The 22,258-nt window shown below is 45.3% G+C and carries 21 protein-coding genes and 1 pseudogene; 10 read left to right on the top strand and 12 right to left on the bottom strand.

Annotation, left to right across the window (positions count from 1 at the left end; genetic code table 11):
• Window positions 1-16: 16 nt before the first annotated feature.
• Window positions 17-436, top strand: a complete 420-nt coding sequence (locus R7P36_RS06220; RefSeq protein WP_005374615.1) for a VOC family protein — start codon at window positions 17-19, stop codon at window positions 434-436.
• 79 nt (window positions 437-515) lie between these two features.
• On the opposite strand, the gene R7P36_RS06215 is transcribed toward R7P36_RS06220, so the two are convergent.
• Window positions 516-1,055, bottom strand: coding sequence for a CAP domain-containing protein (locus R7P36_RS06215; protein ID WP_005398264.1), 540 nt, complete (start codon window positions 1,053-1,055; stop codon window positions 516-518).
• 126 nt (window positions 1,056-1,181) lie between these two features.
• Window positions 1,182-2,138 (bottom strand): LysR family transcriptional regulator, encoded by a 957-nt coding sequence (locus R7P36_RS06210; RefSeq protein ID WP_017820076.1) that lies wholly within the window; start codon window positions 2,136-2,138, stop codon window positions 1,182-1,184.
• Window positions 2,139-2,264: 126 nt separating this feature from the next.
• On the opposite strand from R7P36_RS06210, the gene R7P36_RS06205 reads away from it, so the two are divergent.
• From R7P36_RS06205 to R7P36_RS06195, 3 genes are all read left to right on the top strand, one after another.
• Window positions 2,265-2,951: a DJ-1/PfpI family protein gene (locus tag R7P36_RS06205; RefSeq protein WP_005374612.1), complete on the top strand. Its 687-nt coding sequence runs from the start codon at window positions 2,265-2,267 to the stop codon at window positions 2,949-2,951.
• Between the two features lie 120 nt (window positions 2,952-3,071).
• Window positions 3,072-3,602, top strand: a complete 531-nt coding sequence (locus tag R7P36_RS06200) for a sigma-70 family RNA polymerase sigma factor (RefSeq protein WP_254901941.1) — start codon at window positions 3,072-3,074, stop codon at window positions 3,600-3,602.
• A gap of 166 nt (window positions 3,603-3,768) precedes the next feature.
• Complete coding sequence (locus tag R7P36_RS06195; protein WP_005383527.1) at window positions 3,769-4,464, top strand: VC0807 family protein; 696 nt, start codon at window positions 3,769-3,771, stop codon at window positions 4,462-4,464.
• Window positions 4,465-4,537: 73 nt separating this feature from the next.
• On the opposite strand, the gene R7P36_RS06190 is transcribed toward R7P36_RS06195, so the two are convergent.
• Together R7P36_RS06190 and R7P36_RS06185 are read right to left on the bottom strand one after the other, a co-directional pair.
• On the bottom strand, window positions 4,538-5,530 hold the full coding sequence (locus R7P36_RS06190; RefSeq protein ID WP_318122065.1) for a zinc-dependent alcohol dehydrogenase family protein: 993 nt from the start codon (window positions 5,528-5,530) through the stop codon (window positions 4,538-4,540).
• An 88-nt stretch (window positions 5,531-5,618) separates the two neighbouring features.
• Window positions 5,619-6,434 (bottom strand): AraC family transcriptional regulator, encoded by an 816-nt coding sequence (locus tag R7P36_RS06185; RefSeq protein WP_033906852.1) that lies wholly within the window; start codon window positions 6,432-6,434, stop codon window positions 5,619-5,621.
• A 111-nt stretch (window positions 6,435-6,545) separates the two neighbouring features.
• Between R7P36_RS06185 and R7P36_RS06180 the strand changes: the two genes are divergently transcribed.
• On the top strand, window positions 6,546-7,238 hold the full coding sequence (locus R7P36_RS06180) for an MOSC domain-containing protein (RefSeq protein ID WP_158173296.1): 693 nt from the start codon (window positions 6,546-6,548) through the stop codon (window positions 7,236-7,238).
• A gap of 65 nt (window positions 7,239-7,303) precedes the next feature.
• Here the strand turns inward: R7P36_RS06180 and R7P36_RS06175 are convergent, their stop codons facing one another.
• Together R7P36_RS06175 and R7P36_RS06170 are read right to left on the bottom strand one after the other, a co-directional pair.
• Window positions 7,304-8,542, bottom strand: a complete 1,239-nt coding sequence (locus R7P36_RS06175; RefSeq protein WP_213899048.1) for a DEAD/DEAH box helicase — start codon at window positions 8,540-8,542, stop codon at window positions 7,304-7,306.
• 265 nt (window positions 8,543-8,807) lie between these two features.
• Entirely contained in the window at window positions 8,808-9,809 is a 1,002-nt protein-coding gene (locus R7P36_RS06170; protein ID WP_033906610.1) for an arginine deiminase-related protein, read from the bottom strand.
• A 404-nt stretch (window positions 9,810-10,213) separates the two neighbouring features.
• Here R7P36_RS06170 and R7P36_RS06165 point away from each other — a divergent pair, with 404 nt between their 5' ends.
• A complete protein-coding gene (locus tag R7P36_RS06165; protein WP_005374597.1) occupies window positions 10,214-12,064 on the top strand; it encodes an ABC transporter ATP-binding protein in 1,851 nt (616 codons plus the stop codon).
• A 618-nt stretch (window positions 12,065-12,682) separates the two neighbouring features.
• Window positions 12,683-13,390 carry a DUF445 domain-containing protein gene (locus R7P36_RS06160; RefSeq protein WP_005374596.1) on the top strand — a complete coding sequence of 236 codons (708 nt, stop codon included), beginning with the start codon at window positions 12,683-12,685 and terminating at the stop codon, window positions 13,388-13,390.
• Between the two features lie 103 nt (window positions 13,391-13,493).
• Here R7P36_RS06160 and R7P36_RS06155 read toward each other — a convergent pair whose 3' ends face one another.
• Both R7P36_RS06155 and R7P36_RS06150 read right to left on the bottom strand, forming a co-directional pair.
• On the bottom strand, window positions 13,494-13,970 hold the full coding sequence (locus R7P36_RS06155; RefSeq protein WP_005374595.1) for an Lrp/AsnC family transcriptional regulator: 477 nt from the start codon (window positions 13,968-13,970) through the stop codon (window positions 13,494-13,496).
• A gap of 292 nt (window positions 13,971-14,262) precedes the next feature.
• Entirely contained in the window at window positions 14,263-14,511 is a 249-nt protein-coding gene (locus R7P36_RS06150; RefSeq protein WP_250154943.1) for a hypothetical protein, read from the bottom strand.
• A 359-nt stretch (window positions 14,512-14,870) separates the two neighbouring features.
• On the opposite strand from R7P36_RS06150, the pseudogene R7P36_RS06145 reads away from it, so the two are divergent.
• Window positions 14,871-15,146 (top strand): annotated as a pseudogene (locus R7P36_RS06145) (GNAT family N-acetyltransferase); the annotation flags it as partial.
• A 5-nt stretch (window positions 15,147-15,151) separates the two neighbouring features.
• The gene (locus R7P36_RS06140) at window positions 15,152-15,586 is read left to right on the top strand and encodes a hypothetical protein (RefSeq protein WP_017820067.1); all 435 of its coding nucleotides are present in this window, start codon (window positions 15,152-15,154) and stop codon (window positions 15,584-15,586) included.
• 91 nt (window positions 15,587-15,677) lie between these two features.
• Here the strand turns inward: R7P36_RS06140 and R7P36_RS06135 are convergent, their stop codons facing one another.
• Window positions 15,678-15,917: an RNA recognition motif domain-containing protein gene (locus R7P36_RS06135; protein WP_005374587.1), complete on the bottom strand. Its 240-nt coding sequence runs from the start codon at window positions 15,915-15,917 to the stop codon at window positions 15,678-15,680.
• Between the two features lie 148 nt (window positions 15,918-16,065).
• Here R7P36_RS06135 and R7P36_RS06130 point away from each other — a divergent pair, with 148 nt between their 5' ends.
• Entirely contained in the window at window positions 16,066-16,599 is a 534-nt protein-coding gene (locus tag R7P36_RS06130; RefSeq protein WP_017820066.1) for a GNAT family N-acetyltransferase, read from the top strand.
• Between the two features lie 124 nt (window positions 16,600-16,723).
• On the opposite strand, the gene putP is transcribed toward R7P36_RS06130, so the two are convergent.
• From putP to putA, 3 genes are all read right to left on the bottom strand, one after another.
• On the bottom strand, window positions 16,724-18,217 hold the full coding sequence (putP, locus tag R7P36_RS06125; protein ID WP_005374582.1) for a sodium/proline symporter PutP: 1,494 nt from the start codon (window positions 18,215-18,217) through the stop codon (window positions 16,724-16,726).
• 136 nt (window positions 18,218-18,353) lie between these two features.
• Window positions 18,354-19,061: a 1-pyrroline-5-carboxylate dehydrogenase gene (locus tag R7P36_RS06120; RefSeq protein ID WP_006740880.1), complete on the bottom strand. Its 708-nt coding sequence runs from the start codon at window positions 19,059-19,061 to the stop codon at window positions 18,354-18,356.
• Between the two features lie 11 nt (window positions 19,062-19,072).
• A complete protein-coding gene (putA, locus tag R7P36_RS06115; RefSeq protein ID WP_054575370.1) occupies window positions 19,073-22,204 on the bottom strand; it encodes a bifunctional proline dehydrogenase/L-glutamate gamma-semialdehyde dehydrogenase PutA in 3,132 nt (1,043 codons plus the stop codon).
• Between the last annotated feature and the right edge of the window lie 54 nt (window positions 22,205-22,258).

Below are 22,258 nucleotides of genomic sequence, written 5' to 3'. Positions count from 1 at the left end.
CAAAAAGGAGCACATCATGATCCAACTAGAACATATTAACTTAGTCGTGAAAGATATCCCTGAAATGCTGAAGTTTTACCAAACTGCATTTCCACATTGGTACGTGCGTGATGAAGGTAAAGGCGAATGGAGTGGCAAACCAAGAAACTGGCTACATTTTGGCGACGAGTATCAATACATAGCCATGAGTGACCATGGCGAAGGAGAAAACCGCGAGTTGAGCGGGCACCAAGTTGGGCTAGCGCATTTTGCTTATGTGACCAACAACGTCGATGCAATCATCAAAAGACTAACCGATGCAGGTTATCCGATTGCCCAACCTGGTGCTGATGAACCATATCGCAAAAATGTGTATTTTGTTGACCCTGCAGGTTTTGAGATTGAATTTGTTGAATACCTGGCGGATGACCCAAAACTTCGTAACCTGACAAGCTAAAAGAGATGTAAATAATAAAACGCCAGCAGATAGTGACTGCTGGCGTTTTATTTTTTATCTATCGGGCTTCTTTATCGCATTAGCGCTGTTTGGCAAAAACCTGAGTCCAGTAATACCCGTAACGTGCAGAGTGATTTTCGACAAGCGACGCGCCCATCTGATCAAAATCCGCACTCATGATATTAAGGCAGTGACCTTCACTCGATAACCAAGCATTCACGACGGCGTTAATGGTGCTTTGCCCTACGGCGACATTCTCACCAATGGCGCTCCAAGCATAACCCGTTGCGTTAACTCGATCTGACATTTTGCTGCCATCAGAGCCTGTGTGGCTCATGAAATCGCTGTTCGCCATATCGCTTGAATGTCGATAAGCGGCGCTTTCCAAATCGTAGCTCCAAGTCAGGGCCCCAACAGGTGGCATGGTGGTTGCGCCACACTGTTGTGTAGTAGAGCGAGCGCTGTTGACCGCTGCAAGCATCTGCTCGGCAAATGTGCCTTGTGACGATGTGGAACCTGTGTTTTGTGAGCCGCTTTCTGCTGGGGCTGACGACTCCCCATCGCCGCCACATGCGCTGAGAAGTAGGGCCAAAGCAGGCACTAAGATCTTAGTTGGCATTGTCTTTCCTTTATGAGTGACGAAGAGCAAACTGCGCTTTTCGATAATAACGCCCAATAAACTAACAAAAACCAATAAAAGCACCATATAGCTTAGGGTTTTTAACCAAAGACTCACATGAAGTTTTCAATCGCCTTGGTTCGGTCGATAAATCGGCAACGTTTCAGCCCAAGTATGGAATGGCGTTTCATCCATATCCTGTATTGCTTGAGTGATAAAATCGATGAACACCCTCACTCGGGCAGGCACATATTCCCGGTTGGCATAGAGAAGATACACGCCATTTCCTGCTTGGCGCATGCTTGGAAATATCGGCACTAAACGCCCCGCTTTAAGCCAGTCTCTCGCGATAAAATGAGGAATCTGAGTTAATCCTAAGCCTTCTGCGCAAAGCTCTGCCATGGATTCACCGTCATTTACAATATAGTTTCTTTCGGGGTCATATTCACTCGCACCGTCTGGTTCTGGCATCCGAATCGGCAACAGTTTCCCCGTTTGTTTAAAACGAAAACGAACCCAAGAATGGTCATTGAATACATCCGGGCCACTCGGAACACCATGGCGCGCTAAGTAATCCTGACTGGCACAAATGATAAAATCGATAGGGCTCAGCTGACGCACAATCAATTGACTATCGTGAACGACACCAGAGCGAATCGACACATCAATACCTTGCTCAATAATATCAACGTAGGCGTCATCGTAATGAATATCGATAGTGATGTTAGGGTAGCGGCGGCAAAACTCTTTTAGCAAAGGACGAATATAGAGGCGACCGTACGAGACAGGCACATTAATCTTAAGCTGCCCTGAAAGTGCATCATTGTGACTTTTTAATGAATCCTCACATGCCGCCAGCTCTTCCAGTACAAACCTAGCAGTATTTGCGTACCGACGACCAGCTTCTGTCAGGCGGCTCTGTCGCGTAGAACGTTGAAAAAGCTGTATACCCAAATCGCTTTCAAGACGATGTATGGCTTTGCTCACGGTCGAAGGGTCAGTGCCATACACTTTGGCAGCCGCAGCAAAACTACCGCCATCTAAAGTGGCAATAAAAAATCGTAGGGACCGTATCTTATCCATATAACCAATGAACTCTATTCATGAATTTTATTCACTTTAGTAAAGACCAAGTGGCTCTTCAATCACTAATTAGCCTAAATATAATGAACCTCAATAACTTGATGCTCTGTTAGCGAGGAAAAAACCATGGGTAAAAACGGATTGAAGAATGCACTACAACTATTGATAGCAACACTAGTCCTATTCTTTGGGGTGCTTCAAACAGCACATGCCGCAGATAAACGAATTGGTATTCTAGTTTACGATGGCGTACTGACCTCTGATGTTACTGCTCCTTTAGAGGTTTTTGGCGTCGCAAGTCGTCTCACTTGGTTTAGTGATTATGACGTGCTCACCATTTCCGTCTCCGATCAGAAAACCATCACCACTGAAGAAGGATTAAAAATTGGTGTGGATGCTTGGATTGGTGATCTGCCGGAACTCGACGTATTGGTTTTAACATCCAGCTATGACATGGATGCACTAATCGAAAATAAAGATCTCATTCACTTTATTAAAACTACCTCAAAAGCGGCAGATTGGATGGCAAGTAATTGCTCTGGCGCGTATTTGTTAGCCGAAGCTGGCCTTTTAAACGGCAAAAAAGCAACAACTTGGGCCGGAGGTGAAAACGGCTTTCAAAGAGATTACCCAGCAGTCAAAGTACAAGTCGACCAGAATTTTGTCATTGATGATGGCGTTATCACTTCGAACGGTAGCCTAGTTAGCTATCAAGCTGCTCTTAAGCTACTTCACCTTATGACTTCAGAGTCTAAAGCTCAGGAAGTCGCAGATGCCATCCAGTACTCACGTTTTTCCAACCAACCATTTTAAGCGTGTAAGAAAGAAATCAGAGTCACCCTTCGATATTTCGAAGGTTAACTCTTCGAATTTATCTTCCTAATCGAACAACCCTTTTTATCACTGTAAAAGCGATAAAAAGGGTTGTCGTTCATCTGGCAGACACAACGTGCTCTCCAAACTTTTTATCTTAATGCTATGGAAAAACGTAAACGTTACGAAGCACTGACGAAAGAGCGATACCAAGAGATCTACCGTCTCGCATATTGGTTATGCAAAGATCACCACCTTGCTCAAGATTTAGCGCAAGAAACCTTTCTGAAAGCGTGGCGATTCTTTGATAAATTAAATGACCCCAACGCCGCGAAGTCTTGGCTCATTACTATTTTGCGTCGTGAGAATGCTCGGCGCTTTGATAGAAAACAGTACGATTTTGTCGACATTGATGAGTGTGCAATACAGACAAAAACCTACCCTGGCAGTGACTACGACATGGCCCAAGATTGGCTTCAAAAACAAATGATGATTCTCGAACCCAAATACCGAGAGCCGTTGCTCTTGAGCTTAGTGGCTGGGTTGAATCATGATGAAATTGCCCAAGCCTTGAGGCTCAACCACAACACAGTGGCGACTCGATTATTCAGAGCGCGTAATCAGATCATCGCACAGAAGGAGAGTCATTAAGACACAAAAAGTAGTCAACCATGTAAACTAACTGGCTATGCTCCGGTCTATTTCATAAGTCGTTACACAACTCGACGCTTTAACGCTTTACATCAAGCGCGACTAGATGAACACTTCTTGTCAAAGTACAATAACAGCCGACATAGAGTAGAGTCAGTAAAACATTATGAGTAACACGACGGCGAAAAAGCCGAATCCCTTATTTGAAATCCTTTTCAACGTATTTATCCCTTCCTTCATTTTGATGAAGTTTAGTGGCGATGAGCATCTAGGGACAGCAATGGCGCTGGTTGTCGCTTTGCTATTTCCTATCATTTATGGCGGTATGGACCTTGTCCGTAACAAGAAATTTAACTTTATTTCTGCACTGGGCTTTATCAGTGTTCTGCTAACTGGTGGCATCGGCTTGTTAGAGCTTGATACACGCTGGTTAGCACTAAAAGAAGCCCTGATTCCTGGCCTGATCGGTTTAGCGGTTTTGGGTTCAACGTTTACCCGCTACCCACTGATGCAGAAGTTAGTACTGAATGACACAGTGTTGAATCTCGCGTTGATTAACCAACGTTTAAAAGAAAATGGTAAAACCGATGCGTTCGAACGTTGCCTTATGTCTTCTAACTACTTGTTTGCAAGTACTTTTGCGTTCTCATCTGCAATGAACTACTTCCTTGCGACTTGGATTGTGACTAGCCCTTCTGGTACTGCTGCCTTTAACGAAGAGTTAGGGAAAATGACGCTGTACAGTTACCCAATGATTGCCATCCCAAGTATGTTGATGATGTTCGGTATTTTTTATTACATTTGGCGTCAAGTACGTGCGATGACATCGCTCGAAACAGAGCAAATCTTCCATCTAAAATAGCCCAATCATTACAAGTAAACCCATAAAAAAGGGAGGATTTTATCCTCCCTTTTCTCAACAGGCTCACTGTAATTCACAGCGTCAAAATGATTTTTCCTGACACTGCTGACGAGCGTCGCTCAACCATTTCAATCGCTGTTTGAAAGTCCTCTAACGGCAGATCATATGCAACGTTTAACTTTATGTCGCTGCTAATAAAGTGTTCTAACATTTCAGCGAACACCGTCTTTCTCCCGCCTTTACCTACCGATTCTTCCCAATACCGCAAAAAGAATGTACTAAAGTCGATGTTGTTGGCCTTCATCGATTCAAAAAACTCAGGCGTATAAGGCGTTAACGACAATGTTCCGTAGTTGATGTATTGGCCATTTTCTTTCAAGGTACGAATGAGATCCGTGCCAGCCTCACCACCTATCGCGTCCAGAGCGACCGTTGGTTGTGGCAGTTGGCGCGTTTGCAGCTGCGCTTGTAAGTCTTTCTTCGCGTCCAACACTGGAATAGTATCGTACGGATACTCGTCTGGCTTTGAGGTCACAGCAATCAGTGTAAAACCCAGTGAATGGGCGAGCTGGGCAAATATCTTACCGATCGCTGACCCTGCTGCATTGATGATCACCACATCGTCTTTGTTCAACTTGGCTACTTTAGTGGTGATCACCCACGCGGTTAACGCGTTGATGTACAACTGACAGGCATAGCCGTTCTCCAAACTCTCAGGTAGCGGAAAAAGATTCTCAGGCGAGGCATCTATGTAGTATTGCCAAGTACCACTCATCGCCACCAACACCTTTTGCCCAACTTGAAGGTCAGTTTGACCAACTGCACTGACTTCCACCACACGCCCAACCGCTTCAAATCCCGGCACGCGAGGTGGTACGTGAACGCGGCGGTATTGCCCAACACCATGAATGGAAAGCAAGTCACTTGGGTTAATATTGGTGGCTTCCAGTCGCACCCGAACCTTGCCCTGAGCAAGCGGTTTGAGGGGCTCTTTTTCCAACGACAGCGACGTTTGGGGCTGACCAAAACAGAATTTATTCACTCGAGTATTTATCGTTGGTGCCATTGTTATTCATACCATGTAATTGAAATTCAAAAAGGAAGTTTCGCGACTTCTACTCAAAAGCATTAAGTGAAGTCGAAACTCTGTATTTCTACCTGCGCGATGCGCCGTTCACTCTAAACTGTTGTGGCGTCATATCAAAATAGGCTTTAAATGCTTTGATGTAGGATGAGTCATTTTGATAACCCACTAGGTCTGCAATGGCTTGGATTGGCAACGATTCATCTAACAAAGAAAGCGAGTAAATTAGCCGAATTTGTTGCCGCCAAAGCAGAAATGAAGTGTTGAATTCCTTGGCGAACAGCCGTGATAAAGTACGCTCAGACGCCCCAATTTTCTCCCCCCACTCTTTTAGCGAACAGCTTAACGCGGGCTCGTCTGTCAATTGCTCGAAAATCAGTTTTAGTCGTCTGTCTTGTGGCAGCAATAACTGAAATGTCTGCACGTTGCTTTTCAAAATTTGATCATGCAACACCGCCAGCAAATGCAGCACTTCTTCGTGGCTTGTCTCACCTTCACACTGTCTGCGGATCTCTTGTAAAAGCTCATTTAAAAACGGCGTTAAAGCAATGGTTCTCACTTGTTGCTCGTACGTTGCGCCAAACTCAGGGTTGAGGTAAATGCCAACAAATATCGTGTTGCTTAGAGCAATCGACTCGTGTTGAACACCCGCAGGAACAAATAACGCAGAGGTGTGCGGAACCAAGTGCTGATAATGCTCAGTTTGTGTTTGCAATAACCCTTTGATAGGAAAGATGATTTGATGCCAAGTGTGTTGATGCAGCGCATCAATGTAACCTTTTGGCATGTCGATGGTTTTCACCAAAACAGGAGAATGGGGATTCGCGTCCATCATCTTATTGGAGGTGACGACGCCTGACTTCGAATCAATTTGGCGAGTTAGCATTGTTAGTTGTCTTTTCATCCCTACTCCGACACACGTTTACTAGGCTATCATGCTCCGCATCGCGAATGAAGGTAAACACTTTATCTCTCATTCAAATAATAAGGAGGTTATATGAAGAAAATCGGCGTCGTAAAAGCTGTGCTAGCAGGGAAAACCGTCCCTTATGCTCATGGAGCGCAAAGCGCAATCAACAAACAAGTGCTACCTGAGCGCCAGCACGCAACAGAGCTTGGTTTTACCAGTGATGAGCAAGGTGATCCGCGCTTTCATGGTGGCATTCAAAAAGCGCTTCATATTTACCCAAGCGAGCACTACCCAATCTGGCAACAAGAATTAGGCAAAAGACCAATTTTCCAATCCGCCGGCGGCTTTGGCGAAAACATCAGCTCCGAAGGCGTCACCGAATCCACGATTTGCTTGAAAGATAAAATTCGCATCGGCTCAACACTACTGGAAGTGTCGCAAGGTCGCATGCCTTGTTGGAAACTTAACGTACGTTTTGACCAACACGACATGGCGAGAAGACTGCAAGATACGCTTCGAACAGGCTGGTATTTCCGAGTGTTGGAAGAAGGCGATATCGGTGCAGGTGACGAGATTATTCTGTGCGAAAGACCTTATCCAGAATGGCCACTGGCTCGCATCATGGGCGCGGTTTTCACTGGCTGTTTAGATAGAAAAGAACTCACTCAGCTGTCTGAGCTGCCGTTAGTCGAGTCTTGGGGCAAGTTGGTCGAGCGCCGCCTAGAAACTGGCGAAGTTGAAGATTGGGAAATGCGCTTGGTTGGCCCAACTGTGGGTTAACACCCCAAAGTAAAATTTAAGCCACGCTCTGAACCGACTATGCCGTCAGAGCGTGTTTTTTTGGTTTACTTCGCACTCGGGGCTGGGCGTTTCGACTTACCTTGAAACTGCTTAATGCTCTTCTTAGCATTAGTTCGGCGGTTGGCTTTTTTATCGCGTGGCGCGCGTTTGCTCTCGCCAGTTGATGGCTTATCCGTTACTGGAAAACCAACCAGATCTTGCACTGGCAATGCACGTTGAGTCAGGTGACGAATCGCGTTTAGTGCGTCCATTTCACCATGACATACCAATGACATCGCCACACCTTGTTCGCCTGCGCGAGCAGTACGCCCAACTCGGTGAACATAAGTTTCTGCATGCATTGGCAGTTCAAAGTTGATCACTACAGGTAATTGCTCAATGTGAATGCCGCGCGCTAGTAGATCGGTGGCAATCAACACCTGAATTTGCCCAGATTTAAACTGCGCCAATGCTGCTTCTCGCTCAGCTTGGCTCTTATCACCGTGCAGCGCATTGGTTGAGATGCCCGCTTTATTCAGCTTCTTCGCTAAGCCATCGGCGTTCTCTTTCGCACCAATAAAGACTAATGCCTGAGTCCACGCGTTTTTTTGAATCAGTTCAATCAATGCCTTGGTTTTACTGCCTTTGTTGACGAGGTACAGCGTTTCAGCAATATCTTGGTTGGTGCTGTTTTCTTGATGCGCTGCAACTTGCTTTGGTGCCTGCATAAGCAGCTTCGCTTTATCCTTCAACTCATCTGAAAACGTTGCCGAGAACATTGCGGTTTGACGCTGGTTTGAAATCTGCCCTGCAATATTTTGTACGTCAGGCCAAAAGCCCATATCCAACAAACGGTCGGCTTCATCCAATACTAGATAATGAACATTGCTCAAATCCAAGCCATTGTTTGCTAGGTCAACCAAACGACCAGTCGTCGCGACAAGGATATGAGGATTTGTCGCTAGCGCCTGCTGTTGTTGCTCTTTATCAACGCCGCCACACAAACACACTGCGTTGAGTTCAAGAACTTGACCAACTTGGTTAATTGCTTCACTCACTTGCATTGCCAGCTCACGAGTTGGCACAAGAATCAGCGCTTTTTGCTCTGGATTGACACCCAGCTTTTCCAACAAAGGCAAACCATAAGCAAGGGTTTTGCCGCTGCCTGTATTTGCCAAAGCCAATAGATCTTGACCAGCCAACAGCTCAGGAATGGCCAACGCTTGAATATCGGTCGGTTTCTTGAAGTCTTTTGGCAGTGCGTGAATCAGCTCAGAACTCAATGAGAGAGTAGAAAATGGCATTAACGAAAACCTTGTACTTTGGGTTGAAGAAGCAATAAAAATAATGAAGATGCGGTAAAACGCAGGCGCGGACTTTACCACAATCTGCTAGGTGAACCATCCTATTTTAGGTGCTTAAACCAAGCGTCGCCTACGCAAATCGTCAGAAAACTAAAAAGCGCAAAAAAGCCGTTAGTCTGTACTGCCACAGAGCTAACGGCTAAAAACCCTTGAAGAGAACGCTTCATCAGCCTTTCACTGCGGCTGAAAAGAAATGTGCAGTTTATTAAAGCACAGCTTTACGATTCGGTAAGAACACTTCACCCAACATGCAACGAACCGAACCACCACCAATAGATTCTATGGTAGAAACGTCGAATGGCAGCAATTTACCGTGCGTTGCCAATTGCTTTCTTTGTGCTGGTGAAAATGCATCGTACGCCGATTGCGACATCGCAATCACCTTGTCGCCGTTGATCGTTTCTAGTTGCAGAATGTTACCGCAGAACTGGTTCATCTGATCAAGCGAAATTGAGATGACTTGCTTGTCTTTGGCGAGTGACTTCATTACAAAACGACGCTCAAATTCTGGGATCACTTCGTCACAAATCACGCAAAACTGTTCGCCAACCGCCATCATCACATTGGTGTGATAAATCGGCGCACCAGACGGCAAACGAGTTTGGAAAGAAATCACTCGTTCATAGCCAATACGATCGGCGTAATCTTCTAAAACCAGACGATCACAACGTTGTGAGAGTGCGGCGTAGACCGTTTTATTTAGGTGGTCAAACACCATCACACCCGTGCTTTCTAAATACGCTTGCTCGTCAAGATATTCAGTTAGACTGCTGCGTCGATGAACTTCTCGCCCTGCTTGCGCTAGTGCTGCCACAAGTGCATCGGGACGTACTTCTTTTTGACGGTTTTCACAGGCCATTGGAAAGGTGTACAACGTGCCATCTGGCGTAGTGCTAAACCAATTGTTTGGAAATACCGCGTCTGGCGTTGCAACATCTGAAGTTGGATAATCAAATTCAACAACTTGAACGCCCTCTTGACGCAGCGTTGCAACCATACTCGCGAACTCGGCCATTACTCGACGTGAGACTTCTTCTTGGCTGAGTGACACTTTATGTTGGAACTCATTATCTTGTGCGGTTTCTTCATTAAAACGAAACTCTTTCGGTGGCACCATCACTACGCAGTTTGCGGTTTGGCGCTGAGCACTTTGCGTGCTTTCTTCTTTCCCATTAGCAAATTGGGTCACTGATTCGTGTAATAGCATCCAATACATTCCTTATCACTAGAATGAGGAGATTGTAAATTTATTGTTAACTTCAGTTTTGCTGTTTTGACAATTAATTTAATTGCACAAAAGTAATTTTTGCTGCATTAAGTTCATTTTTCCTTAAATTTTATTGTCACTTTGCAGGTTTAAGCTTTTATGGCACCACGATGAACATGATAAGAATTCATCATAAGAATCAGAACCATAGACAATTACACTCATAACCAACTAGTTACATTTAAGACACAATCGGTTAGACTATTTTTTCGCCCCTCTCGTCAATCGGTCTGCTTTATCGAGGAGCAGGCAAAAAACTCTCATACACGCGGTTTCGTCCAAAGCAGCGTGAATCGATGGATTTAGCCACCCCAAATGGCACTGTTTTAACTTTAGGATGAGTTATGTTTAAACGATTTGAAGGCTTTACAGAGCCGTTCCCCAAATCTACACCGGATCAGCCTCCTTCAGGGATGTTCGCTTTTCTGCGTTATTACACTCGTGGTTATGAAAAGCCTTTGATCATCATGTCTTTGATGGCCACAATTGTGGCTGTTGTTGAGGTAATGTTGTTTGGCGCCATGGGACAATTGGTTGATTGGTTGTCTACCAGCAATCCAGAAACGTTCTTACAAGACAACAAATCGGATTTGATTTTCTACGGAGCCTTATTGCTGGTTGTCATGCCTATATTGGTGATCTTGTACTCGTTGCTCGTTCATCAAACGTTATTGGGCAACTACCCAATGTCTATCCGCTGGCTTGCACACCGGTATTTGCTCAATCAAAGCTTGAACTTCTATCAAGATGATTTTGCAGGTCGAGTCGCAACGAAAGTCATGCAAACCTCATTAGCTGTGCGCGAAACCGTGATGAAAGCTATGGATGTGTTTGTTTACGTTACGGTTTACTTCACCAGCATGATCATTATGTTAGCGACGGCAGACTGGCGTTTGATGATCCCAATGATTGTCTGGCTACTCGCTTACATCGCTATCCAAATCTATTTTGTCCCTAAGCTCAAAGACGTCGCTTCAGCACAGGCCGATGCACGTTCGACAATGACAGGGCGCATCGTCGACAGTTATACCAATATTCAAACCGTCAAACTGTTTTCTCATAGCCAGCGCGAAACCCAATATGCCGAGCAAGGCATGAAAGGATTTTTGAATACGGTCTATCGTCAAATGCGCCTAGTGACCGGCTTCGACGTCGCTGTAGAGATCTCAAACTATATTTTGGTCTTTTCCGTTGCTGCTTTATCGATTTACCTGTGGTTGGATAGTGCCATTAGCGTTGGCGCGATTGCGATTGCTGTTAGTCTTGCATTGCGCGTAAACGGTATGTCGATGTGGATTATGTGGGAAGTTGGCGCCCTCTTTGAAAACATGGGAACCGTTGTCGATGGAATGAAAACGCTTTCTAAGCCTATTGATATTAAAGATAAACCAGGCGCAAAAGACTTGGTTGTCACTGAAGGAGGCATTCACTTTGATAACGTCAGCTTCCATTACGGTGAGAACAAAGGCGTAATTAGCCATCTCGATCTCAACATCAAACCAGGAGAGAAAGTAGGCTTGGTTGGGCGCTCCGGCGCCGGGAAATCGACTTTGGTGAACTTGTTACTTCGTTTCCACGATGTCGAAGACGGCAGCATTAAGATCGATGGACAGAACATATCAGAAGTCACACAAGACTCTTTGCGCTCAAAGATCGGTATGGTGACCCAAGATACTTCTCTGTTACACCGTTCAATTCGAGACAATATTTTGTATGGCAATCCAGATGCGACAGAAGAAGATTTGCTGAAAGCCACTAAGCAAGCGCATGCCCATGAGTTTATCGAAACTCTGACCGACCCATTTGGTAATGTCGGATACGATGCGCAAGTTGGTGAACGTGGTGTAAAACTGTCTGGAGGCCAACGTCAGCGAATCGCAATATCTCGTGTGCTACTCAAAGACGCACCATTGCTGGTACTGGATGAAGCCACATCGGCTCTGGATTCAGAAGTCGAAGCAGCGATTCAGGAAAGCTTGAATGAATTAATGCAAGGGAAAACGGTTATTGCTATCGCTCACCGATTATCGACCATCGCACAAATGGATCGCCTCATCGTGCTAGATAAAGGCAGCATCGTTGAACAAGGTTCTCATCAAGAACTCATTGCGAATAACGGCATTTACGCCCAGCTTTGGGCGCATCAAACTGGCGGATTTATCGCTGAAGAACTAGACAATCAACACGCTTCTTAACGAGTGATAAGCTCAATAAAAACGGCGCTTTAAGCGCCGTTTTTTATTTAAATCCATGGCTAGATGCTCATATAGCTATTGTGGTTTCTCATATATGAAACACTCTCCATGATAAAGCTCACACTTTTTCTGCTAATATACCGCCTCGTTGCGTATCCATTGCAATGAACACAATACAGAGTATTGAGCCGTCTTCATTTGTCATTTCACTTTTTGAGAAACAGCTATACTCAATAGATGGCTTAGTTATTATATTAACAATAAGGTAATTAGCTTATGTGTAAATGTGGTTCAATGCAGATCGTACAACTCAAACCAAGTTGGGCTGACAAGCTATTTGGCTACTCAGAAAGATGGAAATGCCAACTTTGTTGTAAGATCTACCGCATCTAAAATTAAAGTAAGATCTACCGCATCTAAAATTAAAAATAGAATCTTAGTTTTTCTAAGAAAAAGCAGTGGCCCGACAATGATTGTCGGGTTTTGTTTTTCCGAGCATTCATTTTTTTCCCTTCGCTACAAGACTACTCATCACGGCAAAACCTAGCATCTTAATGTGACTTAGGTATAGAATCAGGCCCACTTATTCTTTCCGATATTCATATATAACTGGTCACTATGAATAAAAGTTTGCTAACGAATGTCCTCGCTATCGCTTTGATGGCTGGAGGTCATCAATTACAAAACGACTATCTTTGGTATGCAGGGCTGTTTGCGTTCTCAGGCGCCATCACCAACTGGCTTGCCATCCATATGCTGTTTGAGAAAGTGCCTGGATTATACGGTTCTGGCGTGATCCCCGCGCGATTTGAAGAGTTTAAACTGGCTATCAAAAACTTAATGATGGAACAGTTTTTTACTGAAGCGAACATTGACCGATTCTTGAATAAAGAAATGGCGGGCGGTGTGAACATCGATCTTCAACCAGTAATTGAGAAAGTAGATTTAAATCCAGCATTTGATTCCCTAGTGGAAGTAATTGAAGGCTCTCAGTTTGGTGGCATGCTAGCGATGTTTGGCGGCTCGGAAGCGCTACAACCCATGCGCCAACCTTTCGTCGAAAAGATGCAAGAATCCATCATTGAGTTGAGCAAGAGCGATAACATCAAAGAAGCACTGAAAGAGCAATTCGAATCTCCTGCAATGATGGATGAGATAAAGCAGAACATTGAAGGTATCATCGATCAACGTTTAAGCGAATTAACACCGGCATTAGTTAAAGAAATGGTGCAAAAGATGATCAAAGAACACCTTGGCTGGCTAGTCGTTTGGGGCGGTGTTTTTGGTGGTTTAATTGGCGTCATCAGTACCTTTATCGGGGCATAATCGCTCACCGATTTATTAAAAAAGGAGCTTCGGCTCCTTTTTTAATCGAGAAAAAGTAATATACCAAGCCACGCTAAATAAGGAGGCTCAACACATGCCTCGCCTAACCAAGGAGCTCGGGATTAACACCAAATCCCGTTTTATGTTCTTCTATGACCACTTCACTACGAGTTTGAATCACGCCCGGAAGCGTGCCTAACTTACTCGACATAAACTCCTGATACGCTTTCATGCTCTTAACACGAACTTTTATCATGGTATCGAAATCTCCAGAGAGCGAGTAGCACTCTTCAATTTCAGGCATCAATTCCACCGCTTTCGCAAACTTTTCAAAAATAGAAAAACTGGTTTGGTCTAAACGAATATGGATGAATACTTGCACATCCAGCCCCAACTTTTCCGCATTCAACTCTGCATGGTAACCATTGATATACCCTTCTTTTTCTAGCCGCTTTACACGGTCAGAACATGGAGAAGTCGTTAAGTTAATCAGCTTTGCTAGTTCTACAACTGGAATTCTGCCTCTAGAATGAAGCACTCTCAAAATATGTAAATCAATCCGGTCCAATTGATAACTCATTAACCCACTTCCTTGCAACCACTTAGAAAGCATCACATTAATCGTTGCTCAAACAATTGCAAACCATCAAATGCACAGCATGTGAAATTCAGCAGAGAATAACCAGAAAACAACGAAGGAGGGAAAGAGCTATGATTATTGCCGCTCACTTAGTAACCGTGATATGAAGAGAAAAAGCAACCTAGCGGCTCCCGCGGAGTCGCAAATTTGAAAGCGCATGACACGCCTGTATAGATATGTCGATCGGGCAACGCCGCCCTATTTAGCCATTAATCATGGCTATCACTCAGAGTTAGAGTGCGGCCGATGTACGCCGTGTAGGATGTGGAACAACCTCTCCAATTGCACGATGATTACAACAACGGCAGTAGTATTGAGGCTCCATCTCGTAATAATGTTCACCTGATACAAATTTCGCCATCAGCTGTGTAAAACTCACCATTTTGCCTGTTAACGAGTCAACAGACTGAGGCTCGCAACGCTTCATAATCACTTTATGTTGCGTTGATTTTCTACAAGCTGCGCAATATATATCCGGCATTTCTCTTCTCCCTACTTTTTTCGTCCTACTGACAATTGACATATTTTGTTCAAAATAATTCCACAATTAAAAAGCTCCTTTAATTTTTTGTGCCCTATCTTCAAAAAATTGAACGAAAGTATCAAAAAACTGAGACATTGGTCAGACCTCAACTTTTGTACCATCAATATGAGCAAACGTGCTTATGTGTGTAATAATACGACACATTACACATAAGCAATTGTTCGGGCTTATTATTTAGTAAGGCGCATGACAACTACACGCCTGGCTAGATCGAGCTTTCGAGACGCCTTGTTATCTCGATTTACCCCGCAAACCAGTTGCTAGCAGCTATAGCCGTCTCATCAAGGAAGAAATGCATGACGATACAACCGATTCTCACTACCGAAAGACTCGTCCTCCGGCCATTCAATATCGATGACTGCCAACAAGTGGCTTTACTCGCTGGAGATAAGCGAATTGCCGACATGACAGCAAACATCCCTCATCCTTATGAGCGACCGATGGCGCAAGCATGGATAGATAGGCACGATCCGATGTATCAGCAGCATCAAGGCGTGGCGTACGCTATTACCTTGCGAAACACCGGGGAGTTACTTGGTGCAGTGAGTTTACCGCGTATCGAAGAGGGATATGTCGGATGATCATCCATGAAACTTCACAAAATCTGCCCAAGAACAACCCTTTCTTGCTAGGAACTGTATTGTTGTCGCTGTTCTATTTTTCCTACCTAGCAGACAAGATCGTCGAGTTTGGACTCGTAGCACTCACAATAATAGGATTGAAACTGCTCTCAACGTACTTCACGCGCCGCGCGTTCAATCCTAAAACGCTAGATATCGATGCAAGCACCAACACCTTGAAGTACCGCCAGGGCTCAACGGTTTACTTCCGTCTACCTCTTGATGACATTGTCAAAGTCCAAATACAGAAAGAGTTCTTCTCTAGCAAAAGTTTGATGCTCTACACAGTCAACGACGCTTACCAAGTGCCGAATTCAGACAATTTCGATTCTCTACAGTTAAAGGATTTAATGAAACAACTTGAAGAGAGAATTGATGATCAATCTCGCTAAAACGAAAAGAGAAGACATTCTAGAATGTTGCCAATTTGGTCTCTAAATAGAAAGACAAAAAAGCCAGCAATAACGCTGGCTTTTCTCTGTATTAGTCTTGTGCGACTTTCACGCGAATTTTGCTTTTTTCTACGTTCGTCAAATTCAGTGCTTCAAGAGCAGAAATGGCTTCTGCTTCGTCCGGCATGATGACAAAACCGAAGCCTTTCGACAAACCCGTGTCTTGATCAAGCACTAGCGAACACAGTTCTACTTTGCCGTACGCTGAGAATAATTTGCGGATATCTTGCTCGGTCATGTGACGAGCCAAGTTTCTTACTAAAAGTTTCATAATGAACCTAGTTGGTTTGATAACGGTTCGATTCTCTCAGTTTCTCTCTGGCAAACCAAGTGAATAATATGACGGCGTTGACTAGATCATTCTAAGTACATCTGTTTAAATGATTTTCCGTTCATTTTTCACCCATAGGAGAGTCGGCATGGAAACGAAACGTCTCAAACTCATCCCTGCTTGTTTAGAACGAGCCGAAGAGGCGCATCAAGCTGTCGTTCGCAGCCAAAAAACTCTCGAAGTCTATCTGCCGTGGGTACCTCATGTGCTGACATTAGAAGCGATGATAGAAGGGACAGAGAAAGCCATCGCAAACTTTGAAAACTTCGAAGAAGAGCTGCGTTACTACATCATTGAAAAGGAAAGCGATCGCTTACTGGGTGCGGTCGGCTTGATGATTCGAGATCCCGACGTACCGTCCTTTGAGATAGGTTATTGGTTAGATAATGCTGCCGTTGGCAATGGTTATGTTGCCGAGGCTGTGCTCGAAGTTGAGCGCTATGCGTTTGATGACTTGGGCGCCAAGAGAATCGCAATTCATGCTGATAGCACCAACCAAAAGAGCCGGGCTGTAGCCGAGCGCTGTGGTTATGAGTTCGAAGGAGAGCTCAGAAACGAACGTCTGACTACATCGGGAGAGTTGAGTAACACCGTTATTTACGCCAAAATTCGTCGCGACTAACACTCCAATCTAACCGAGCAATGCTAAGCTTTGATCTCAAGCTACCACCATTAACGTTAATTAAGTTTCAGATAAAACAAAGCCCGCTAAAATAGCGGGCTTTGTGTTCATATACGGGAAGTTACTAGTCTAGTTCAACCAGTTTTTTCTCGAACGACTGGTGTTGGTCTAACACGTCTTGCGCAGCACCGCCCGTTGCTTTACTTACCACAATGATAGCAAGCGTAGAGAAGATGATGCCCGGTACGATTTCGTACACATCAAACCAACCGCCAGTTAGCTGCTTCCAAACCACGATAGTGATACCACCAACAAGAATACCTGCTAACGCGCCGTTACGGTTCATACCGCTCCAGTAAAGGCTAAGTACAACCGCAGGACCAAATGCCGCACCAAAACCAGCCCAAGCGTAAGATACAAGACCGAGTACTGAGCTATCAGGCGTCATCGCTAGGAATAGCGCAACAAGCGAAATAACGATAACACCGATACGACCAATCATTACGATTTCTTCAGAAGACGCTTCTGGCTTGAATACTTGCTTGTAGAAATCTTCTGCAAGCGCTGAAGATGAAACAAGGAGCTGTGAGTCAGCGGTACTCATTACCGCCGCTAGGATTGCTGCTAACAACATACCCGCAACGACAGGGTGGAATACTGCGTTAACCAATAGCATGAAGATCTTCTCACCGTCCTCTAGTTGAGTACCCGGATGACCCGTAACCCAAACCAGACCAACAAGACCAACAAGCATTGCACCAACCATAGATAGTGCCGTCCAAATCACTGCGATACGACGTGCAGTCGTTAGATCTTTGTTTGAACGAGACGCTTTAAAACGCGCTAGGATGTGTGGCTGACCAAAGTAACCAAGGCCCCACGCCGCTAGAGAGATAATGGCAATCGCAGACAATGGTTCGCCTTTCGCGTCATTCCATAGCGTTGCAAGTTCTGGGTTGATGTCATGTAGATCAGAACTTAGCTGACCTAAACCACCGTCCATTACCGCTATAGGAACAATCATTAGCGCAGCCGCCATTAGCAGACCTTGCACTAAGTCAGTCCAAGATACCGCTAGGAAACCACCGAATAGTGTGTAAGAAACGACACACACCGTACCGATGATAACAGCGTAGGTATAATCTAGACCGAATACCGTCTCAAACAGTTTGCCCCCTGCGACCAAACCTGAGCTGGTGTAGAAAAGGAAAAATAGAAGAATGAAAAACGCAGAGATTGTCTGAATCAGTTTCGACTTATCGTTGAAGCGACGTGACAGGAACTCTGGCAACGTTAGCGCGTCAGTTTGGATACTGTAGGTACGGAGGCGTTTTGCACTGATGAGCCAGTTTGCCCATGTACCAAGAAGTAGACCGCCGGCTAACCAGAAGGCCTCGATACCCGCAGCGTACGCATAGCCAGGCAAGCCTAGCAGCAACCAACCACTCATGTCTGAAGCACCTGCAGATAATGCAGCAGGCCACGGACCTAGGCTACGGCCACCTAGGAAGTAGTCAGATGAATTGGAAGTCCTCTTATACGCGTAAACGCCAATAGCAACCATAATCAGTAAATACGCCACAAAAGTGGACGTGATAGCAAAGCTATTTTCTATCATTAGATAGTCCTCGTTATAATTATTTCCTTCCTTGCCTGCCCTGATATTTTACCGTCTCAGCAATACATCAGAGTATAAAAAACCAATCTGGACCGGCTCTCAGTCCAGTTACTCCAGATTGGCATTACAAGTCAGGTTAGTGAGTTTCGTTCCCCAACTCGAGTAGAGTTGCGTTACCACCCACCGCGGTAATATTTATCGTTCGAGTGCGCTCAGTAATGAAGCGCAACGAGAGATGAGGATCATGAGCCAATTTCGGTGACTCTAAATCCGTTTCAGAAACTAAGCCGACGATTGCACCGTCACGCTTAGCTAGTTGAAGATTGAGCGCATGCTCAACCTGTGAACGCCCAACATAACCCACACTACGTACATCGCTCTCAAGCAACGGGGCAGACGCATCGTACGCAACAACCTGGACTAAGTTAGATGGGAAGTTTGCCAACGCTACAGCTTGCTTAACCAGTTGGTTTAGCTCTGCATTGTCACTGCAAACGACCACACTGTTGCCTGCAATTAAGGCACAGGTGATCATCGCAAAAGCACTGTATAACGCATTATCAGCAGGCTCGATGTTGTTTTCACAAATCACCAAAGCCACACCGCGTCCTGCGGCATACAGTTCGTTAGTTTCCCCTGTAGGGCCAACTAACTGGTGAGTTTCTGCAAGAAGAGTTGATGCTTGTTGCAAGTGGTAAGAAACCACTTTGGCAACGGTAGACTGCTGCCCTTCTAGTGCAGATTTAAATGCCAGAACATGCTCGCATTTGTAATCAAAATCAGTCAGATTCCACTGCTCCCACGCAGAGAATGCATCTTTAAAATAGGTGATCTGATGAACCATAATGCGACTCCTTATGCGTTTTCTGCTTGAGCAAGAAGATGTTGAGTAAAGCGGAATAGGTAGTGTGGACCACCAGCTTTCGGGCCAGTACCCGACAAGCCTTGACCACCAAACGGCTGTACACCAACCACAGCGCCAACTTGGTCTCGGTTGATGTAGCAGTTACCTACTCGAGCATGTTTCTCAATCCAACGGTACGTGGTTTCGTTACGGCTATGGATACCCATCGTCAAGCCAAAACCCGTTTTGTTGATCTGCGCAACCACGTTCGGTAATTCAGACGCTTTAAAGCGAATAATGTGCAAGATTGGACCAAATTGTTCTTCTTTCAGCACATCGATGCCCGAGATTTCAAACGCACTTGGTGAGACAAAGTCACCATGCTGGCACGATTCATCCAGCTGTAGCTGAGCGACTTTAGTCTGTGTTTTGCTCATTTGCTCAAGGTGAGCGAGGAGTTTTTGTTTTGCATTGCTGTCGATAACCGGACCAACATCTGTTTTGTGTAGGTAAGGTAAACCAACATGCAGTTCATTCATCGCACCCTGAATCAGGTTGATCATACGGTCTGCTACATCTTCTTGTACAAATAGAACACGAAGGGCAGAACAACGCTGACCAGCAGATGCAAACGCCGAACGAATCACATCACGCACCACCTGCTCTGGCAATGCAGTACTGTCCACAATCATTGCGTTTTGGCCACCTGTTTCCGCAATAAACGGAACTGGTTTCGCGCTGCGCTCCGCGAGCGTGACGTTAATGCGTTGCGCCGTTGCCGTTGAGCCAGTGAATGCCACACCAGCAATAGCATCATGAGAAGTCAGTGCATGACCGATCTCAGCGCCGCGACCAGTAAGTAACTGAATCACACCTGCAGGGAAGCCAGCATCAAGCATTAGTTCAATAGCGCGAGCGGCAATTAAGCTTGTTTGCTCAGCAGGTTTTGCAACCACTGTGTTACCCGCAATCAGTGCTGCCGTCACCTGACCAAGGAAGATAGCCAACGGGAAGTTCCAAGGGCTAATACACACAAACACACCAAGACCTTCACGGCTAGAAATGCGTTTCACACCATCAAAGCCTTCTAGCTCAAATGGCTGTAGGTTTTGCGCTTGTTTCGCGTAAAAACGACAGAAATCCACCGCTTCACGAACTTCATCAATGCTATCGTGAATCGTTTTACCCGCTTCTTTGTGGCAAATCGCCACCAGCTCAGCTAGGTTTTCTTCCATTAAGTCAGCAAGCTTTTCTAAACAAGCCGCTTTTTGCTCAACAGGAACGGTTTTCCAATCAGAGAAAGCAGTTTGCGCCGCATCAATTGCAGCGGAAACGTGATCAAGAGTTGCAAATGCCACTTTGCCGACTTCAATTCGGCGATCGTATGGTGCGGTGATGATCTCAGCCGCATTTTCCTTGATCATGCTTTCGGCAAAGCGTTCACCATTGATCATCGGGCCTGCAACCCACTGGTTGTCCATGAAGCTTTCGACCTGAGCTTCAAATGGCTTCGCTTCACTGTCGATATCAATGTTGACGCCGTATGAGTTCTTACGCTCAGGGAAAATATCGGCAGGCAATGGAATTTTGTCGTTGTGTAGCGTGTCAAAACCCGTCAACACATCCACAGGGTGATGGGTCAACTCATAAATCGGACAACGCGCATCAACTAGACGGTGTACAAACGAGCTGTTCGCACCATTTTCAAGCAGACGACGAACCAAGTACGGAAGAAGATCAGCATGGCTACCGACAGGAGCATAAATACGTACTGGCTGACCGTACATTTTCATAACATGGTTATACAGTGAATCACCCATACCATGCAGGCGCTGGAACTCGTATTCTTTGTGCTCCGCCATGACAGCAATTGCCGTAACTGTGTGAGCATTGTGGCTTGCAAATTGTGGGTAGATATTACCGCGAACACCTTCGCTAAGTAGGAAACGAGCACAAGCTAGGTATGCAACGTCCGTCGCTTCTTTGCGAGTGTATACTGGGTAATTTGCATAACCCGCTTGTTGAGACCACTTGATTTCGCTGTCCCAGTACGCGCCTTTAACCAAACGCAGAGGAATAACGTCACCTTGCTCTTTTGCGAGTGCATTTAGCCACACCAAGACTGGTAGCGCACGTTTTGAGTAGGCTTGAATAACCAAACCAAACTTGCCCCAACCTTTCACAAGATCGCTACGGTACACTTTCTCAAATAGCTTCAGAGAAAGCTCAAGGCGATCCGCTTCTTCTGCATCGATTGTGATTGCAACGTCGACTTCAATTGCACGTTTCAATAGCTGCATTAGTGAGTCATACAACTCTGTCATTACACGTTCTTCATTTGCGACTTCGTAGCGCGGGTGTAATGCAGAAAGCTTGATGGAAATCGAAGGCGCAGGGCTGGTGTCGTTACCGTAAGTCTCGCGACCCACCGCTTCGATCGCCATTAGGTAATCTTTGAAGTACTTGTTCGCGTCCGCTGTAGTTAACGCCGCCTCACCTAACATATCAAATGAGTAGGTGAAACCTTTGTCGCGCATTGGACGACCGTTCTTTTGCGCTTCTTCGATCGTACGACCACGAACAAACTGGTGACCCATGATCTTCATTGCCTGATACATGGCTTTACGAATCACAGGCTCAGAGAATTTATTTACCAGACGGTTTACAGCCTGACCTGGGCTCTGGGTGCCTTGCTCACCAAGACCAACCACTTTACCTGTTAGCATGAGGCCCCATGTTGATGCGTTAACAAACACAGAGTCAGAGTTTTTCAGGTGAGATTTCCAGTCTGCGACACTCAACTTATCTTTAATCAAAGAATCTGCTGTCGCGGCATCTGGGATGCGCATTAATGCTTCTGCAAGACACATCAGCAAGATACCTTCTTGAGTATCTAAGCTGTATTCCAGCAATAAAGCATCAATCATCTGGATTGACTTCTTATCGGCACGAATGGCTTCGATAAGGTGGGTCGTTTGGGTAGTGATCGCCGATTTTTCATCCTCTGTCGGCGTCGCTAGTGGCAATAGTTGCTCTAGCCATTGAGACTCGTCCACCATATATAATGGCGAGATCAGTGACCACAACTTATCAAGCGGCTGCCCGATAAATTCCGGTGTCAACACGTTCGTAGCTGTAAACATGTGTGTTCCTCAATCTCACTCCTCGAAAACCGCTTCGAGGATTATCAATGGCTG

It is taken from the genome of Vibrio sp. 397 (assembly GCF_033339395.1).
GTDB lineage: Bacteria > Pseudomonadota > Gammaproteobacteria > Enterobacterales > Vibrionaceae > Vibrio > Vibrio alginolyticus.
Note: the sequence above shows the minus strand (reverse complement) of the source record. Positions and strands in the feature narration are given on the sequence as shown.

Bases quoted from the DNA above. Each gene is read 5' to 3' on its own strand.
- R7P36_RS06220 (WP_005374615.1), top strand. From the start codon at position 17: ATGATCCAACTAGAACATATTAACTTAGTCGTGAAAGATATCCCTGAA.
- R7P36_RS06215 (WP_005398264.1), bottom strand. From the start codon at position 1,055: ATGCCAACTAAGATCTTAGTGCCTGCTTTGGCCCTACTTCTCAGCGCA.
- R7P36_RS06210 (WP_017820076.1), bottom strand. From the start codon at position 2,138: ATGGATAAGATACGGTCCCTACGATTTTTTATTGCCACTTTAGATGGC.
- R7P36_RS06205 (WP_005374612.1), top strand. From the start codon at position 2,265: ATGGGTAAAAACGGATTGAAGAATGCACTACAACTATTGATAGCAACA.
- R7P36_RS06195 (WP_005383527.1), top strand. From the start codon at position 3,769: ATGAGTAACACGACGGCGAAAAAGCCGAATCCCTTATTTGAAATCCTT.
- R7P36_RS06190 (WP_318122065.1), bottom strand. From the start codon at position 5,530: ATGGCACCAACGATAAATACTCGAGTGAATAAATTCTGTTTTGGTCAG.
- R7P36_RS06185 (WP_033906852.1), bottom strand. From the start codon at position 6,434: ATGCTAACTCGCCAAATTGATTCGAAGTCAGGCGTCGTCACCTCCAAT.
- R7P36_RS06180 (WP_158173296.1), top strand. From the start codon at position 6,546: ATGAAGAAAATCGGCGTCGTAAAAGCTGTGCTAGCAGGGAAAACCGTC.
- R7P36_RS06175 (WP_213899048.1), bottom strand. From the start codon at position 8,542: ATGCCATTTTCTACTCTCTCATTGAGTTCTGAGCTGATTCACGCACTG.
- R7P36_RS06170 (WP_033906610.1), bottom strand. From the start codon at position 9,809: ATGCTATTACACGAATCAGTGACCCAATTTGCTAATGGGAAAGAAGAA.
- R7P36_RS06165 (WP_005374597.1), top strand. From the start codon at position 10,214: ATGTTTAAACGATTTGAAGGCTTTACAGAGCCGTTCCCCAAATCTACA.
- R7P36_RS06160 (WP_005374596.1), top strand. From the start codon at position 12,683: ATGAATAAAAGTTTGCTAACGAATGTCCTCGCTATCGCTTTGATGGCT.
- R7P36_RS06155 (WP_005374595.1), bottom strand. From the start codon at position 13,970: ATGAGTTATCAATTGGACCGGATTGATTTACATATTTTGAGAGTGCTT.
- R7P36_RS06150 (WP_250154943.1), bottom strand. From the start codon at position 14,511: ATGCCGGATATATATTGCGCAGCTTGTAGAAAATCAACGCAACATAAA.
- R7P36_RS06140 (WP_017820067.1), top strand. From the start codon at position 15,152: ATGATCATCCATGAAACTTCACAAAATCTGCCCAAGAACAACCCTTTC.
- R7P36_RS06135 (WP_005374587.1), bottom strand. From the start codon at position 15,917: ATGAAACTTTTAGTAAGAAACTTGGCTCGTCACATGACCGAGCAAGAT.
- R7P36_RS06130 (WP_017820066.1), top strand. From the start codon at position 16,066: ATGGAAACGAAACGTCTCAAACTCATCCCTGCTTGTTTAGAACGAGCC.
- putP (WP_005374582.1), bottom strand. From the start codon at position 18,217: ATGATAGAAAATAGCTTTGCTATCACGTCCACTTTTGTGGCGTATTTA.
- R7P36_RS06120 (WP_006740880.1), bottom strand. From the start codon at position 19,061: ATGGTTCATCAGATCACCTATTTTAAAGATGCATTCTCTGCGTGGGAG.
- putA (WP_054575370.1), bottom strand. From the start codon at position 22,204: ATGTTTACAGCTACGAACGTGTTGACACCGGAATTTATCGGGCAGCCG.